The following is a 16,637-nucleotide window of genomic DNA, read 5'->3' on the forward strand; positions in this document are numbered from 1 at the left end:
CCCCCGTGCGCCAATACTTCGGCAGGAAACTCCTCGTCTACGCGCTGACCTTCGTGGTCGCCGTCACCGTCAACTGGATGATCCCGCGCTTCATGCCGGGCGACCCCGTGGCGGGCATGCTGGCCAGGACCGGCGTGTCGCAGCCCGCGGCCGTCGAGGCGATGCGCGTCTACTACACCGACCTGTTCGGCTTCGACCGGCCGCTGTGGGAGCAGTACGCCGGCTTCTGGGCGACCCTGCTGCGCGGTGACTTCGGCATCAGCATCTGGCTGTTCCCCACCCCGGTCAGCACGGTCATCCTGCGGGCGGTGCCGTACACGCTGGCGCTGATGATCCCGGCGGTGCTGCTGAGCTGGTGGGCCGGCAACCGGCTCGGCGCCTACGCGGCGCGGCGCAGGCTGCTCGACAACACCGTCCTGCCCGTCGGATACGTGCTGACGGCCATGCCGTACATGTGGCTGGCCGTGCTGCTGGCCTGGGGGCTCGGGGTGGTGGCGGGCTGGTTCCCGGTGGCCGGCGGCTACGCCTTCTCGCTCCAGCCGGCGCTGACCGGGGAGTTCCTGCTGAGCCTGCTGCACCACTGGGTGCTGCCGTTCCTGTCGCTGTTCCTCGTGGCGCTCGGCGGCTGGGCCATCGGCATGCGCAACATGATCATCTATGAGCTGGAGTCCGACTACGCCACCTACCTGGCAGCGCTCGGCGCGCCGGCCAAGCTGATCCGCCGCTACGCCTTCCGCAACGCGGTGCTCCCGCAGATCACCGGGCTCGCGCTGCAGCTCGGCGTGCTGGTGGCGGGCGCGCTCGTCACCGAGATCGTCTTCTCCTATCCGGGGCTGGGCAGCCTGATCCTCAAGGCCATCCAGAACCAGGACTTCTTCCTGCTGCAGGGCACGTTCATGTTCATCGTGATCGGCGTGCTCGTGGCCAACTTCGTCATCGACCTCGTCTACGTCGTGGTCGATCCCCGCACACGAGCCGGAATGGCGGGTGCCCAGGCATGACGACGACCCCCCTCGCCGAGGGCCGCGCCGGGACCCGGGTGGTCCGCCGGGAGGCGCTGCACTTCGCGGTGCGCAACGGCAAGCTGGTCGCCGGCTTCGGGCTGGTGCTGGCCCTGCTGCTGCTCGGCCTGCTCGGGCCGCTCGTCCTCGGCGTCACGGCGCCCAACGAGTACGTCGCCGCCCCGATGCTGCCGCCGTCGGCCGAGCACTGGTTCGGCACGACGACGTTCGGCCAGGACGTCTTCACCCAGTTCGTGTACGGCCTGCGCACCACGTTCGCCGCCGGGGCGCTCGGCGGCGGGATCGCCGCGGTGATCGCGATGGTGGTGGGGTTCGCCGCCGGCTACCGGGGCGGCCTGGTGGACGAGGTGCTGAACATGCTCACCAACGTCGTGCTCGTCATCCCGACGCTGGCGGTGCTGCTCATCGTCAACGCCTACCTCGGCATCCGCAGCGTCGCCGTGCAGGCGCTGTTCATCGGCCTGACCTCCTGGCCGTGGGCGGCGCGGGCGATCCGGGCGCAGACGTTCTCGCTGCGCGGCCGCGACTTCGTGGACCTGGCCCGGCTCAGCGGCCTGTCCACGCCGCGCATCATCGCCCGGGAGATCGCGCCCAACATGAGCTCCTACCTGTTCATGACGTTCATCCTGCTGTTCGGCGGGTCGGTGCTCATCGCCTCGTCGCTCGACTTCATCGGGCTCGGCCCTACGGAGGGCGTCTCGCTCGGGCTGATGCTGCAGAACGCCACCCAGTGGAGCGCGCTGCAACTCGGCCTGTGGTGGTGGTTCGTGCCGCCCGGCCTGGCGATCACCGCGATCGTGGGCGCCCTCTACGTCGCCAACGTCGGCCTCGACGAGGTCTTCAACCCCAAGCTGAGGACGACATGACACTCAGGGTGACCGACCTGCGGGTCTCCTACCGGACGCTGCGGGGCGAGGTGAAGGCGCTCGACGGCGTGTCGTTCGGCGTGCGCGACGGCGAGATCCTCGGCCTCGCCGGCGAGTCCGGGTGCGGCAAGACGACGCTCGGCAAGAGCCTCATCCGCCTGGACGGGCGGATGCGGCACGCCGGCGGCACGGTCGAGCTGGACGGCCGCGAGCTGCCCATCGCCGACGACCGGCGGATGAACGAGTTCCGCTTCCACGAGGTCTCGCTGGTCCCGCAGTACTCGATGAGCGCGCTCAACCCCACCCGCCGCATCGGCCGGATGGTCGCCGAGTTGCTGAAGTCGCGCGGCGTCGCCCTCGACCACGCCAAGCTGGAGCGCCGGCTCGACCTCGTCGGTCTGCCCCGCGAGGTGCTGGACCGCTATCCCCTCGAACTGTCCGGCGGCATGAAGCAGCGCATGGTCATGGTCGTATCGACGCTGCTCGACCCGTCGCTGCTGGTGGCCGACGAGATCACCTCCGCGCTCGACGTGTCCACCCAGAAGGCGGTGGCCCGCGCCCTGCTCGGCTTCCGCGACAGCGGCTTCGTCAAGAGCATGATCTTCATCACCCACGACCTGGCCCTCACCTCCCACATCGCCGACACGATCATGGTGATGTACGCGGGCCGGCTGGCCGAGAAGGCGCCCGCCGACGTCATGGTCAAGGCGCCCCGCCACCCGTACACCCGCATGCTGATCAACTCGCTGCCCGAGGTCGGCGTCCGGCACGCCGAGCGGCGGCTGTCCGGAATCGCCGGCAGCCCGCCCTCCCTGCTGGACCCGCCGCCCGGCTGCCGGTTCCGCGACCGCTGCCCGCTCGCCGACGAGGGGTGCGCCGAGGACCCGCCGGTGACCGAGACCGAGCCTGACCACTTCGTCGCGTGCTGGAAGGCCTGATGCTGAGACTCGACAACGTCACCAAGGTGTTCAGGACCGGCACCTTCGGCGGGCGGACGGTCACGGCCGTCGGCGGGGTGAGCTTCGACGTGCGGCCGGGCGAGGTGGTCTCGCTGATCGGCGAGAGCGGCAGCGGCAAGAGCACCATCGGCCGGATGATCCTCGGCCTGACCTCCGTGACCAGCGGCTCCATCACCGTGGACGGGGCGCCGGTCAGGCCGGGCAAGGACTACTACCGGGCCGTCCAGGGCGTCTTCCAGGACCCGTTCAGCTGCTACAACCCGGTCTTCAAGGCCGACCGCGTGTTCACGCTGATCAGGGAGAGCTACTTCCCGCGGGTCGCGACGGCGGAGTGGGAGCAGCGCGTGGAGAGCGCGGTGCGTGACGTGCGGCTCAACCCCGGCGAGGTGCTCGGCAAGTACCCCCACCAGCTCAGCGGCGGCCAGCTCCAGCGCATGCTCATCGCCCGCGCGCTGCTGCTCGACCTCAAGCTGCTGGTCGCCGACGAGATCACCAGCATGCTCGACGCCTCCACCCGGATCGACGTGCTCAACCTGCTGGCCGAGCTGAAGACCCGCGGTCTCGGCGTGCTGTACGTCACCCATGACCTGTCACTCGGCACCTACCTGGCAGAGCGCACGGTCGTGCTGCGCGGCGGCGCCGTCGTCGAGATGGGCCCGACGGACCTGGTGTTCGGCGACCCCCGGCACCCCTACACGCGGGCCCTGCTGGCCGCGGTGCCCCGGCTGAACGCGCCCTGGGAGGATCCGCCGCCCGTGACGTCCTGCCTCTACCACGAGAGTGGGGCCGCGGGCGGCGAGCGGACGGCGAGCGGGCGGACGGCGGGCGGGCGGACGGCGGGCGGGCGGACGGTGGGCGGGCGGACGGTGGGCGGGCCGATGGCCGAGGCCGGGCCGGGACACCTGGTCGCCTGCGCCCGGCTCGCCGACTGCCCGCCCGCCTGAGGGCCCGCGGAACCGCCTGCTCCGACCCGCACAGCGTGGATTCCCACATCACCTCAGGCTGGGGGTACGCGGAGAACCCCGTGCCCGGAGCCGGGGAGATCGGCCGACGGCGCCACCACACACCCCGCGCACCCGGGGCCGCACGTGCCGCAGGTGATCTCCTCCCCCGTGCGGAGGAGATCACGAAGTCCGGCGATCCGCCGTCAGCGACGGGTGGTCGAGGCAAGCCGTGGGCCCCGACTCGCGGCCCCGCGCGAACTCGGCGTCGTACTCCGCCACGCCGAGGGTCCGCCTGGCCAGCGTCTCGACACGGTCCACGTCGTCCCGCTCGCCCTCGGGCAGGGGGACCCCCACCGAGAGCCGCGCCGCCGCGGCGGCTCCCAGCAACCGGGCCGCGTGATCAGCATGACCCGCCAGCGCCTGCGCTCCCGCCAGTCCCTCCAGGGCCAGCGCGATCGCACGCGGATCACCCGTGGACCGGGCTGCGGCCAGTCCCTCCAGTTGGAGCTCCCGCGCGCGCCGCGCATCGCCGCGCAGTTCGGCGGTGAAGCCCAGCTCCGCGAGGATCAAGGCGGGCATGCCCGGCTCGTACCCCAGCTTCTGGTGCAGCGCGAGGACATTGCGCATGTGAGCCTCTGCGGCGCTCAGATCGCCCTCGCGCCGCGCGCCCAGCCCCAGGCCGATCTCGGCGTACTGCTCCCCGAACGCGTCCGACTGCTCGACCGCGAGCCGCCGCGCACGCTCGTGGAACTCCCGAGCCCGCGGGTAGTCGCGCATCAGCAGCGCGATCCGCCCGAGTCCGGCGAGTTGGAAGGTGACGTTCGGCCAGAGCCCGAGGTCCTCCGCGATGCGCAGCCCGTCCCGGTACAGCCGCCGGGCCTGCGGATAGTCGCCGAAGACCTCCGCGAGCGTCTGCAACGGCACCATCGCCTGGAGTCGCCCCCACTGATCGCCCAGTTCCCCGAACATCTCCAGGCTCCGCTCCCCGTCACGCCGCAGCGCGTCGAAATCCCCGCGGAACTTGGCGTGGAAGGCCAGGGTGCTCAGCGCGGCCGCGGTACCCCAGCGGTCCCCGTACGAACGGAACGTCGCCAACGCGTCATGGAGCAGATCCTTGCTGGGACCGGTGTCGCCCATGCCGTAGAGGTTGGAGGCGAGGAACCACTGTGCGTGGGCTCGCTCCTGCGGCTCGTCGACCTCCGCGTAACGGCGCAGCGCGGTGCGGTAGTCCGCGAGCGGGTCCGCGCTGCCGCCGAGCGCCAGCCGGAACCCGCCCCGCCATGCGGTGGCCCTGGCCGCCAGCGCGGCCGGCGCCGCGGCCTCCAGCGACAGCGCCGAGGTCAGTGAACGTTCGGCCTCGCCGGTGCGGCCGCGTAGCTGCCAGTACCAGGTCAGCGCGTTGGCCAGGCGCAGCGCGCACTCGGCGTCCGCGGACCGTACGGCGCTGTCCAGTGCGCCGCGCAGATTCGCGTTCTCGGCGTCCAGGAGGCGCAGCCAACGGCCCTGGTCGTGGCCACGCAGACATGGTCCGGCCCGCTCGGCGAGACCGGTGTAGTAGGTGCGGTGCCGGCGTTGCAGCTCCGTCAGCTCATCCGCTTCGCGCAGGCGTTCCAGACAGTACGCGGTGACGGACTCCAGCAGACGGTAGCGCGGCCCGTCGGCACCCTCGGTCATCACCACGAGCGAGCAGTCCACCAGCCGGGCCAGGAGATCCAGGACCTCGGCGCGCCCCAGCCCGTCGAAGCCGCAGGTCTCTTCGGCCGCTGCGAGCGTCAAGCCGCCGATGTGCACGGCCAGGCGGCGGAGCACCGCCCGCTCCTGCTCGCCGAGCAGCTCCCAGCTCCAGTCGATCACCGCGCGCAGGGTCCGCTGCCGGGCCGGGGCGGTACGCGCGCCGGAGGTCAGCAGACGCAGACGGTCGTCGAGACGTGCGTCCAACTCCCGTACCCCGAGGGCGCGCACGCGGGTGGCCGCCATCTCCAGGGCGAGCGGAATGCCGTCGAGGCGCCGGCAGATCGACCCCACCGCCTCGGTGTTGGACTCGTCCAGGACGAAGCCCGGCGCGGCCGCCGTGGCACGCCTGACGAACAGTTCGACGGCGCTGAAGCGCCGTAGGGCCTCAGGGGAAGCCTTCGACGACGGTTCGGGCCACCGCAGTGGGGGCACCTCCCGGAGATACTCCCCGGTTACCCCCAGCGGGCTCCGGCTGGTCGACAGAATCCGCAGGGCCGGGCACCTTTTGAGCAGTTCCTCGGTCAATGCGGCGACCGGTTCGATCACATGCTCGCAGTTGTCGAAGAGCAGCAGGATGGGCCGGGCCCCGATCGCCTGGACGATCCGGTCGGTCAGCGAAAGGGAGCCGCCTCCGGGCACGACCACGATGTCGTCCCGTATCCCGAGGACCGAGGCGACCGCCTCGTGCACCTCCGTCGGCACCGCCGTGGGACGTCGGCCGGGCCTGTTCGCCGGTGATCCCGGATGTGGGGCGAGCGCGGCGAACTCGGCCAGCCGCACGCCGTCCGGGAACGTCGGGGCCACCCGGGCGGCTGCCGCGAGTGCCAGCTGGGTCTTGCCGACCCCGCCGCAGCCGGTCAGGGTCACGAGCCGATGGGTGCCGAGCAGCGTACGCAGCTCCTCGACGGCCTCGTCCCGGCCGATCAGCTCGGTCAGCGCGGCCGGCAGATTCGTCGCCGGGCGGGCCGCGGTGGTGGCCGGCGAGGGCGCGGGGCTGAGGGAGGGGTCCTGAGTCAGGATCGCCTGATGCAACGCGGCCAGCTCGGGACTCGGGTCCAGGCCCAGCTCGTCTGCGAGACGTGCGCGCAGCTCCGCGTAGCTGCTCAGCGCGGCGCTCTGCCGCCCCGCCAGATACAAGGCCCGGACATGGGCGGCGCGCAGCCGTTCGCGCAAGGGGTACCGGTCGACCAGATCGACCAGCTCGTCGGCGACGAGCGCATGATCGCCCAGGGCGAGACGGGTCTCGGCCTGCTCCTCCAAGGCGGTGAGTCGCTGCTCCTCCAACCTGTCCTTCGCGGCGCGGGCGAACTCCTCGTCGGCGAAGTCGGCGAACGCCGGGCCTCGCCACAGCGCCAGCGCGTCCGCCAGTAGGCCGGCCCGGACGCGTGGGTCCTCGGACGCGCGTGCCCGGGTCGTCAGATCGTGGAACCGGTCCGCGTCCACGGCACCGGACCCCACCAGCAGCCGGTAGCCGTGCCCCTGCCGGGCCACCAAGTCGCGACCACCGGGCTCGGCGCCCTCCAAGGCCCGACGCAGCTGCCACACCTTGTTCTGCAACGCACCGGCCGGGTCGCCCGGCGGCCTGACGCCCCACAGGTCCATGACCAGCCGGTCGGCGGAGACGAGGCGGCCCTCGTGCGCCAGCAGGCAGGCGAGCAGAGCGCGGACCTTGAGTTCGGGTACCTGGACCGGCCGGTTGTCGTCCGTCCACACCCCCAACGGACCAAGCACTCCGAAACGCACCCGGTCACGCTATCAACAGCGGCACAGGCAGGTCAGCGAGAGTGGACCGAGAGCGCTCCGGGAGTGGCCGCGGGCACGGTGATGCCCATATCGAACACGGAAGGAAAACATGACAGCCAACACTCCCGCGGCCCACCCGAAGGCCGGCGCACGGGAATGGATCGGACTCGCGGTTCTGGCCCTGCCCACCCTGCTCATGTCCCTGGACCAGAGCGTGCTGTTCCTGGCACTGCCTGCGCTGGCGGAGTCGCTGCGCCCCAGCGGCAACCAAACGCTATGGATCATGGACATCTACGGATTCCTCATGGCCGGTTTCCTGGTCACCATGGGAACTCTCGGTGACCGGATCGGCCGCCGCAAGCTGCTGATGGTCGGCGCCGTCGCCGTCGTCCTCACCTCGCTGCTGGCCGCCTACTCGGCCAGCGCCGAAATGCTGATCGTCAGCCGCGCGCTGCTCGGCGTCGCCGCGGCCACCCTCATGCCGTCCACCCTGGCCCTGATCGGCAACATGTTCCACGACCCCGGACAGCGCGGCCGCGCCTTCGCGCTGTGGGCCAGCTGCTTCATGGCCGGCACCGCGCTCGGCCCCGTCATCGGTGGTCTGCTGCTGGAGTACTTCTGGTGGGGGTCGGTCTTCCTGCTCGGCGTACCGGTCGGTCTGATCCTGCTCGTGGCCGGCCCGCTGCTGCTGCCCGAGTACAAGGACCCGGCCGGCGGGAGAATGGACCCTCTCAGCGTGGTGCTCTCGCTCGCCGCGATCCTGCCCTTCATCTACGGTCTCAAGGAGATCACCAAGTACGGCTGGGCCGTGGTGCCGACTGTCGCCGCCCTGGCCGGTGTGGTGATCGGCGCAGTGTTCGTCTCCCGGCAGGGCAAGCTGCACAACCCCGTCCTGGACGTCCGGCTGTTCCGCAACGGCGCCTTCACCGCCGCACTGACGATCCAGGTGGTCATCATGGTCGCCGTCGCCGGCAGCTACCTGTTCATCACCGGCTTCCTGCAAATGGTGGAGAACCTGTCCCCGATCCAGGCCGGCATGTGGATGGTGCCCTCCGCCATCGCCTCCATCGTCGCCGCGCAGTTGGCCCCTGCTCTCGCCAAGCGCATGTCGACCGCGACCGTCATCGCGGCCGGTCTGGCCATCACGGCCGCCGGATACGCTCTGATCGCCTTCGTCGACCCGGCCGGCGGGTTGCCGCTGCTGGTCACCGGCTTCGTGATCAGCTTCTTCGGCATCGGTCCGATCGGCGCTCTCGGCACCAACCTGATCGTCAGCGCCGCACCGCCGGAGAAGGGAGGCTCCGCCGCCTCACTTTCGGAAACCGCAGGCCACCTCGGAACCGCCATCGGCATCGCCGTACTCGGCAGCCTGGGCTCCGTCGTCTACCGGAGCTACGTCGCCGTACCGGCCGGCCTGCCCGCGGCCGACGCCGAAGCCGCCCGCGAGAGCCTCGAAGGGGCCCTCGCGACGAGCCACGACGTCGCCGCCGAAGTGGGCGGGCGACTCCTGGTCAGCGCCCGCGAGGCCTACACCAACGGTCTGAACGTGGTGGCCATGGTCTGCGTGGCCATCGGCGTCCTCACCGCGCTCATCGCGATGACCGCGCTGCGCCGGCGGAGTGCGGGCGGCGACCGGCCCGGCGAGGCGAAGCCCGCGCCGGAAGCCGGCAGACCCATCCAACCAGCCGAGAGCTGAAGGCAACGGCAGGCGGGAAGGGACCGCTGCGGCTGGTCGCCGCGGTGGCGGCGCTGACGAGTCGCTACGAGGCGTCCACGAGGCGGCGCTCGCCGGCCGCCTCCACGATCGCGGCTCCGGCGGCCACCTCGACCCGCCCGTCGACCACCCGCGCCGGATAGGTCGGCACTCGCACGCCCGGATCGTCCAGGCACACCCCCGTGACGAGGGAGAACACCTGCTTGTGCAGGGGGGAGGCCACGGTCGGCTCGCCGCCCCTGGTGCCCACGATGCCCCGGGAGAGCACGTACGCGCCGCTGAACGGGTCGAGGTTGCCGATCGCGTACACCTGCCCCTCGAAGGTGCGGAAGACGGCCACCTGCTCGCCGCCCACCAGGGCGCACGCCCCCCGCTCCGGCAGCAGGACGTGGTAGTCGCATACGGTCATCCAGCTCATGAAGAAGTCACCACCATCGGCTTGATCTGGTCACGTTCGCGTTCGAAGACGATCGACGGGTCGGGGACGCCCGGGGCGTTGACGAAGCTGACGAAGCGGCTCAGCTTCTCCGGGTCGTCGATGGTGGCGCGCCACTCGTCCTCGTACGTGGCCACGTGGTGCGCCATCTGCGCGTCCAGCTCCGCGCACAGGCCCAGCGAGTCGTGCACGATCACGTCGCGGACGTGGTCGAGGCCGCCCTCGACGGACTCGATCCAGGCGGCCGTGCGCTGGAGCCGGTCGGCCGTGCGGATGTAGTACATGAGGAACCGGTCGATGGTCCTGATCAGCTCGTCGGTCGACAGGTCCGAGGCGAACAGGTCGGCGTGGCGCGGCTTGAAGCCGCCGTTGCCGCCCACGTACAGGTTCCAGCCCTGCTCGGTGGCGATGATGCCGAAGTCCTTCGACCGGGCCTCGGCGCACTCTCGGGCGCATCCCGACACCGCCGACTTGAGCTTGTGCGGCGCGCGCAGGCCCCGGTAGCGCAGCTCCAGCGCGATGGCCAGGCCCACCGAGTCCTGCACGCCGTAGCGGCACCAGGTGGAGCCGACGCACGACTTGACCGTGCGCAGCGCCTTGCCGTACGCGTGACCCGACTCGAACCCGGCGTCCACCAGCCGCTTCCAGATCTGCGGGAGCTGTTCGACGCGGGCGCCGAACAGGTCGATCCGCTGCCCGCCGGTGATCTTGGTGTAGAGGCCGAAGTCGCGGGCCACCTCGCCGATCACGATGAGCTTGTCCGGGGTGATCTCGCCGCCGGGGATGCGCGGCACGACCGAGTAGGTGCCGTTCTTCTGGATGTTGGCCAGGAACGCGTCGTTGGTGTCCTGCAGCGTCGCCCGCTCGCCCTCCAGGACGTGCCCGTTGTGCAGCGAGGCCAGGATCGAGGCCACCGTCGGCTTGCAGATGTCGCAGCCGCGCCCGGTCCCGTGGTTCGCGATCAGCTCGGAGAACGTCGTGACGCCGCGCACCCGGATGATGTCGAACAGCTCGGCCCGCGAGTACGTGAAGTGCTCGCACAGCGCCTTGCTGATCTCCACCCCCGACTTCTCCAGGAGCTGCTTGAGCATCGGCACGCAGCTCCCGCACGTGGTGCCCGCCCGGGTGCACGCCTTGACGCCGGGGACGTCGGTCACGCCCTTGTCGGCGATGGCCGTGCGGACCGCGCCCGCGGTGACGTTGTTGCACGAGCACATCTGCGCCTCGTCGGGCAGGTCCAGGTTCGCCCCGCCCGAGCCGGCGAACAGCAGGTCCGACGGCGCGGCCGGCAGCGGCTTGCCGACGAAGGGCCGCAGCGTGGTGTACGGGCCGGCGTCGCCCACGCAGATGCCGCCGAGCAGCGTCCGCGCGTCGTCGCTGATGAACAGCTTCTTGTAGACGCCGCCCACCGGGTCCATGTAGGTCACGTCGAGCGCGCCGTCCATCGCGCCGAACTGCGCCACCTCCACGCCCAGCAGCTTCAGCTTGGTGGACAGGTCGGCGCCCGCGAAGCCGGACCCGCCGCCCAGGACGCGGTCGGCTGCCACCTCGGCCATCGTGAAGCACGGCCCGACCAGGCCGTACACCATGCCGCCGGCCAGCGCGCACTCGCCGATCGCGTACACGGCCGGGTCGGAGGTGCGCATGCCCTCGTCGACCACGATGCCGCCCCGCTCGCCCACCTCCAGGCCGCAGGCGCGGGCCAGCTCGTCGCGCGGCCTGACCCCGGCGGAGAAGACCACCACCTGGGCGTCGAGCAGCGTGCCGTCCGGCTTCAGCAGCCCGGTGACCCGGCCGGCGGCGTCGGTGACGATCTCCTTGACGCCCGCGCCGGCGTGCACGCTCAGCCCCAGGCCCTCGATGTGGCCCTTCAGCACCGAGCCGCCGCCCTCGTCGACCTGGCGCGGCATCAGCCACGGGCTCATCTCCACGATGTGGGTGCGCAGCCCGAGACCGCGCAGCGCGTCGGCCGCCTCCAGGCCGAGCAGCCCGCCGCCGACCACGACGCCCTCGGACGCCTCCCGCGAGGCGTCGCGGATGGCGTCCAGATCGTCGATCGTGCGGTAGACGAAGGCGTGCTCGGCGCCCGGCACCGGCGGCACGAACGGCGCCGACCCGGTCGCGAGCACGAGCACGTCGTACGGCTCGGCCGTCCCGTCGGCCGTGGTCACCACGCGGGCCTCCCGGTCGATCCCGGTGACCCGGGTGTCCAGCCGGGTCACCACCCCGTCCGGCACCGCGTAGGTGAGCTCCTCCAGGCTCTTGTCCGTCAGGTACGAGGTCAGCGCCACCCGGTCGTAGGCCGGGCGCGGCTCCTCCCCGATGACGGTGATCCGCCCGCCGAACCCGCGCTCCGTCAAGGTCTCGACGAACCGGTGGGCGGCCGGACCGAACCCCACGACGACGACGTTGCTCATGCCGAAACCCCTTCCTGCTCACACAGCCAGCCGACGATCCCCTCGACCGCGTCGCGGCAGGTGCCGCACCCGGTCGTGGCCCTGGTGGCGGCCGCGATCCCGGCCACGTCCCGCGCGCCGGCCTCCCAGCACGCCCGGATCTGGCCCTTCGTCACGTTGTTGCACTGGCACACCTTCGCCGCGTCCGGCATCAGCGTCGGGCTGTCGGCGACGTGCGCCGTCGCCGACAGGCCGGGGAACAGCAACCCCGCCCGGTCGCCCGGCAGCGGGCCGCCGCGGTCGAAAAGCTGCGTCAGCGTGCCGACCGCGTCGCTCTCGCCGAGCACGATCGCGCCGACCAGCCGGCCGTCGCGGATGACGAGCTTGCGGTAGGTGCCGCGGGCCCGGTGGCTGAACCGCACCACCTCGGCGTGCTCCTCGGTGAGCTGGGTCTCGCCCATCGCGGCCAGCTCCACGCTGCGCGCCTTGAGCCGGGTCACCATGCGCGACCCGCGGTAGAGCGCCTTGCCGCCGGTGATGACGTCCGCGGCGACGCCCGCCTGCTCCCACGCGGGGGCGACCAGGCCGTACACGGTGCCGTCGTGCTCGGCGCACTCGCCGATCGCGAAGATCGACGGGTCGTCGGTGCGCATCTCGTCGTCCACCACGACGCCGCGGCGCACCTCCAGGCCCGCCTCGGCGGCCAGCCCGGTCACCGGGCGCACCCCGCAGGCCAGGATCACCAGCTCGCCCTCGACCAGCTCGCCGTCCGCGAGCCGGACGCCGTCCGCCAGGACCGCCTCCGCGTTGACCCCGGTGCGGATGTCCACGCCCAGCCCGGCCAGCGTCTCGCCGAGCACCTGCCCGGCCTCCACGTCGAGCTGGCGCTCCATCAGGTGGCCGGCCAGGTGCAGCAGCGTCACCGGCAGGCCCCGCCCGGCCAGGCCGCGGGCCGCCTCGATGCCGAGCAGCCCGCCGCCGATCACCACGGCCCGGCGGCTGCTGCCCGCCGACGCGAGGATGCGCTCGCAGTCGTCCAGCGTCCGGAACGGGACGGCCCGCTCCACGCCGGGGATCGGCGGCACGACGGCGTCGCTGCCGGTGGCCAGCACGAGCACGTCGTACGGCACCCGCCGCCCGTCCTCGGTGACCACGGCGCGGGCGTCCCGGTCCAGGCACGTCACCGCGCTGCCGAAGATCGCCTCCACGCGGTGCGCGGCGTACCAGGAGGGGTCGAGCAGCCGCACCTGCTCGGCCCTGGTGCTCCCGGCGAGCACGTTGGACAGCAACACCCGGTTGTACGGCTGGCACGTCTCCGCTCCCACCACGGTGATCGGCAGGTGCGGGTCGCGGGCCCGCACCTCGCTCACCAGGCGGGAGCCCGCCATGCCGTTCCCTACGACGACCAGTCTCATGCGACCCTCTCCACCTTGACGGCGCACACCTTGAACTCCGGCATCCGGGACGTCGGATCGAGCGCGGGATTGGTCAGGCGGTTGGCGCCCTCCCAGTGGAACGGCATGAACACCGTGTCGCGCCTGATCGCGTCGCTGATCCTCGCCGTCCCCTCCGTCTCGCCCCGGCGGCTGCTCACCCGCACCCTGTCGCCCGCCCCGATCCGCAGCTCCTCGGCCAGGTCCGGGTGCAGCTCCACGAACGGCTCGGCCGCCGCCTCGACCAGCGGGCCGACGCGGCGGGTCTGGGCGCCGCTCTGGTAGTGGGCGAGCACCCGTCCCGTGGTGAGGTAGACGGGGTAGTCCTCGTCGATCTCCTCGGCCGCGGGCCGGTGCTCGACCGGGGTGAACCTGGCCCGGCCGTCCGGCGTGGCGAACCGGTCGAGGAACGGGCGCGGCGTGCCCGGATGGTCCGGCGACGGGCAGGGCCAGAAGACGCCCTTGTCCGCCTCGATCCGTTCGTAGGTGATGCCCGCGTAGTCGGCCGGCCCGCCGGCGCTCGCCTCGCGCAGCTCGTCGAACACCGCGCGCGGGTCCGACGGCCACGCGTGGCCGAGCCGGGCGGCCAGCTCCCGGATGACGTCCAGGTCGCTGCGCACCCCGGCGGGCGGCTCGACCGCCTTGCGGCGGAGCAGCACCCGGCCCTCCAGGTTGGTCATCGTGCCCGTCTCCTCGGCCCACTGCGTCACCGGGAACACCACCTCGGCCATCGCGGCGGTCTCCGACAGCACCACGTCGCACACCACCAGCAGGTCGAGCGCGTCCAGCCGCCCGGTGACGTGCGCCGAGCGCGGCGCCGACACCACCGGGTTGGAGCCGAACAGCAGCAGCGCCCGCGGCCCGCCCGGGGTGCCGAGCGCGTCGAGCAGCTCGTAGGCGGACCGGCCGGGGCCCGGCAGGTCGTCCGGGTGCACGCCCCACACCTTGGCGACGTGCTCGCGGGCCGCCGGGTCGTCGATCCTGCGGTAGCCGGGGAGCTGGTCGGCCTTCTGCCCGTGTTCGCGGCCGCCCTGGCCGTTGCCCTGGCCGGTGACACAGCCGTACCCGGAGCCGGGCGTGCCGGGCAGGCCGAGCGCGAGCGCCAGGTTGATGAACGCGGTCACCGTGTCGGTGCCCTTGGCGTGCTGCTCGGCGCCCCGGCCGGTGAGCACGATCGCCCGCCCGGCGGCGGCCATCGCCCGTACGGCCTGCCGCATCCGCGCCACCGGCACGCCGGTCACCCGCTCGACCCGCTCCGGCCACCACGACGCGAGCGACGTGCGCACCTCCTCGAAGCCGGTGGTGCGGGCGGCGATGTACCGCTCGTCGGCGAGCCCTTCGGCGATGACGAGGTGCAGCAGGCCGAGCGCGAGCGCCAGGTCGGTGCCGGGGGTGGGCTGCAGGTGCAGCCAGGCCAGCTTGGCGGTGGCGGTGCGGCGCGGGTCCACCACGATGAGCCGGGGCCCCGACAGGTGGCGGACGAACGGCGGCATCGTCTCGGCCACGTTGCCGCCGGCCAGCAGCACCACGTCCGCCTCGGCCAGGTCGGTGATCGGGAACGGCATCCCGCGGTCCATGCCGAACGCCCGCAGCGACGCGGCCGCCGCCGACGACATGCAGAAGCGGCCGTTGTAGTCGATCTGGCTGGTGCCGAGCGCCACCCGGGCGAACTTGCCGAGCTGGTACGCCTTCTCGTTGGTGAGCCCGCCGCCGCCGAACACGGCCACGGCGTCGGGGCCGTGCTCGGCGCGGATCAGGGACAGCCGGCCGGCCACGTGGTCGAGGGCGACCTGCCACGGGACGGGCCTGCCGTGCAGCAGCGGGCTGGTCAGCCGTGCGCCGTTGGTGAGCAGTTCGCCCGCGGTCCAGCCCTTCTGGCACAGGGCGCCGCCGGCGTTGGCCGGGATGTCGGTCCGCGGGGTGATGGCGGCCTCTGGGGTGATCGCCATGCCGCACTGCAGGGCGCAGTACGGGCAGTGCGTCAGCACGGGGAGTTCCACGTTCGTCCTACCAGGGGTCGTCATGCCGGACTGGGCTTGTCGGGGGGTTCTCAGACCCGGGCGTGGGCCAGGCTGGCCACCCGGGAGACGCCGACGGTGCGCATGTAGCACCACCAGGTCAGGGCGAAGCAGGCCAGGTAGAACGCGCCGAAGGCGAGGAAGGCTGTCGCGGGGCTGCCGGTCGCCGCGAACGACATGCCGAACGCCCGGTTGATGAGGAAGCCGCCCAGCGCGCCGACCGCCGAGATGATGCCGATCGCCGCCGAGGCCTGGCGCTTGCCGTGCAGCAGCGCCTCCTCGCCCTGGCCGCGCTCGGCGACCGCCTTCGCCTGGAAGATCGCCGGGATCATCCGGTACGTGGAGCCGTTGCCGATGCCCGCCGTGACGAACAGCGTCTGGAAGGCGAGGAAGAACAGCCAGAACGAGCCCGACGTGATGGCGAGCCACGCCAGCACGACGCCCACGCCCATTCCGGCGAAGTTCCACAGCGTGACCGGCGCGCCGCCCATGCGGTCGGCCAGCCAGCCGCCCACCGGCCTGATCAGGGAGCCGAGGAGTGGCCCGACGAACGCCACGGCCGCGTACGGGGCGTCGGGGAAGACGCTCTGGCTGAGCAGCGGGAACGCCGTCGAGTAGCCGATGAACGAGCCGAACGTGCCGATGTAGAGGAACGCCATGACCCACGTCTGCGCCCGCCCGGCCACCGCGAGCTGCTCGCGCGGGTTGGCCCTGGCGCTGGTCAGGTTGTCCATGAAGAACCAGGCGCAGCCGGCGGCCAGCACGATGAACGGCACCCAGAACCAGCCGGCGGCGGCCAGCCCGAGCGAGCCGATGACCAGCGGCATGACGAGCTGCACCGAGCTGACGCCGATGTTGCCGCCCGCCGCGTTCAGCCCGAGCGCCACGCCCTGCTTGGAGCGCGGGTAGAAGTAGGTGATGTTGGCCATGCTGGAGGCGAAGTTGCCGCCGCCCACGCCGGCCAGCGCCGCGATCAGCAGGAACATCCAGTACGGCGTGCCCGGGTCGGTCACGGCGAAGCCGAGCAGGACGGCCGGGAGGAGCAGCAGCAGGGCGCTGGCCACGGTGAAGTTGCGCCCGCCGAACCTGGCGGGGCCGAACGTGTACGGGATGCGCAGCGCCGACCCGATCAGGTTGGGCAGCGCCACCAGCCAGAAGAGCTGGTCGGTGGAGAACGCGTAGCTGCCCATCTTGGTCGCCACGATGCTCCACACGGTCCAGACGGTGAACCCGAGATGTTCGGCGAAGACGGAGAAGACCAGGTTGCGCCGGGCGACCCGCTTGCCCTTGCGCTCCCAGAACGCCTCGTCATCGGGGTGCCATTCGGCGAGCCACCGCGCCATCATCGCCTCCTACGCTCTGTTTCGTGCTC

At 72.1% G+C, this 16,637-nt stretch carries 11 protein-coding genes; 5 read left to right on the top strand and 6 right to left on the bottom strand.

The features are described from left to right. Window positions 1-5: 5 nt before the first annotated feature. From ACGF0J_RS04590 to ACGF0J_RS04605, 4 genes are read left to right on the top strand one after another with little or no spacing between them, the layout of a single operon-like run. On the top strand, window positions 6-1,001 hold the full coding sequence (locus tag ACGF0J_RS04590; RefSeq protein WP_393142062.1) for an ABC transporter permease: 996 nt from the start codon (window positions 6-8) through the stop codon (window positions 999-1,001). Next, on the top strand, window positions 998-1,888 hold the full coding sequence (locus ACGF0J_RS04595; protein ID WP_393142063.1) for an ABC transporter permease: 891 nt from the start codon (window positions 998-1,000) through the stop codon (window positions 1,886-1,888). Before ACGF0J_RS04590 ends, ACGF0J_RS04595 begins: the two co-directional genes overlap by 4 nt. Then, on the top strand, window positions 1,885-2,826 hold the full coding sequence (locus ACGF0J_RS04600; protein WP_393142064.1) for an ABC transporter ATP-binding protein: 942 nt from the start codon (window positions 1,885-1,887) through the stop codon (window positions 2,824-2,826). Before ACGF0J_RS04595 ends, ACGF0J_RS04600 begins: the two co-directional genes overlap by 4 nt. Next, complete coding sequence (locus ACGF0J_RS04605) at window positions 2,826-3,791, top strand: ABC transporter ATP-binding protein (protein WP_393142065.1); 966 nt, start codon at window positions 2,826-2,828, stop codon at window positions 3,789-3,791. The genes ACGF0J_RS04600 and ACGF0J_RS04605 overlap by 1 nt, the downstream gene beginning before the upstream one ends. 180 nt (window positions 3,792-3,971) lie before the next feature. Here the strand turns inward: ACGF0J_RS04605 and ACGF0J_RS04610 are convergent, their stop codons facing one another. Beyond that, entirely contained in the window at window positions 3,972-7,268 is a 3,297-nt protein-coding gene (locus tag ACGF0J_RS04610; protein WP_393142066.1) for a BTAD domain-containing putative transcriptional regulator, read from the bottom strand. 109 nt (window positions 7,269-7,377) lie between these two features. On the opposite strand from ACGF0J_RS04610, the gene ACGF0J_RS04615 reads away from it, so the two are divergent. Then, window positions 7,378-8,964 carry an MFS transporter gene (locus ACGF0J_RS04615; protein ID WP_393142067.1) on the top strand — a complete coding sequence of 529 codons (1,587 nt, stop codon included), beginning with the start codon at window positions 7,378-7,380 and terminating at the stop codon, window positions 8,962-8,964. 64 nt (window positions 8,965-9,028) lie between these two features. Here ACGF0J_RS04615 and nirD read toward each other — a convergent pair whose 3' ends face one another. Genes nirD through ACGF0J_RS04640 form a run of 5 tightly spaced genes read right to left on the bottom strand, consistent with a single transcriptional unit; the run spans window position 9,029 to window position 16,608 of the window. Continuing rightward, window positions 9,029-9,400, bottom strand: coding sequence for a nitrite reductase small subunit NirD (gene nirD, locus ACGF0J_RS04620; protein WP_393142068.1), 372 nt, complete (start codon window positions 9,398-9,400; stop codon window positions 9,029-9,031). After that, complete coding sequence (gene nirB, locus ACGF0J_RS04625; RefSeq protein WP_393142069.1) at window positions 9,397-11,835, bottom strand: nitrite reductase large subunit NirB; 2,439 nt, start codon at window positions 11,833-11,835, stop codon at window positions 9,397-9,399. Before nirB ends, nirD begins: the two co-directional genes overlap by 4 nt. Beyond that, entirely contained in the window at window positions 11,832-13,229 is a 1,398-nt protein-coding gene (locus tag ACGF0J_RS04630; RefSeq protein WP_393142071.1) for an FAD-dependent oxidoreductase, read from the bottom strand. Before ACGF0J_RS04630 ends, nirB begins: the two co-directional genes overlap by 4 nt. After that, window positions 13,226-15,271 carry a molybdopterin oxidoreductase family protein gene (locus tag ACGF0J_RS04635; RefSeq protein ID WP_393142073.1) on the bottom strand — a complete coding sequence of 682 codons (2,046 nt, stop codon included), beginning with the start codon at window positions 15,269-15,271 and terminating at the stop codon, window positions 13,226-13,228. The genes ACGF0J_RS04630 and ACGF0J_RS04635 overlap by 4 nt, the downstream gene beginning before the upstream one ends. A gap of 26 nt (window positions 15,272-15,297) precedes the next feature. Then, window positions 15,298-16,608, bottom strand: a complete 1,311-nt coding sequence (locus ACGF0J_RS04640; protein ID WP_393142074.1) for an MFS transporter — start codon at window positions 16,606-16,608, stop codon at window positions 15,298-15,300. Window positions 16,609-16,637: the final 29 nt, after the last annotated feature.

Origin of the sequence: Nonomuraea sp. NPDC047897 (assembly GCF_043204415.1) — a bacterium.
Lineage (GTDB): Bacteria > Actinomycetota > Actinomycetes > Streptosporangiales > Streptosporangiaceae > Nonomuraea.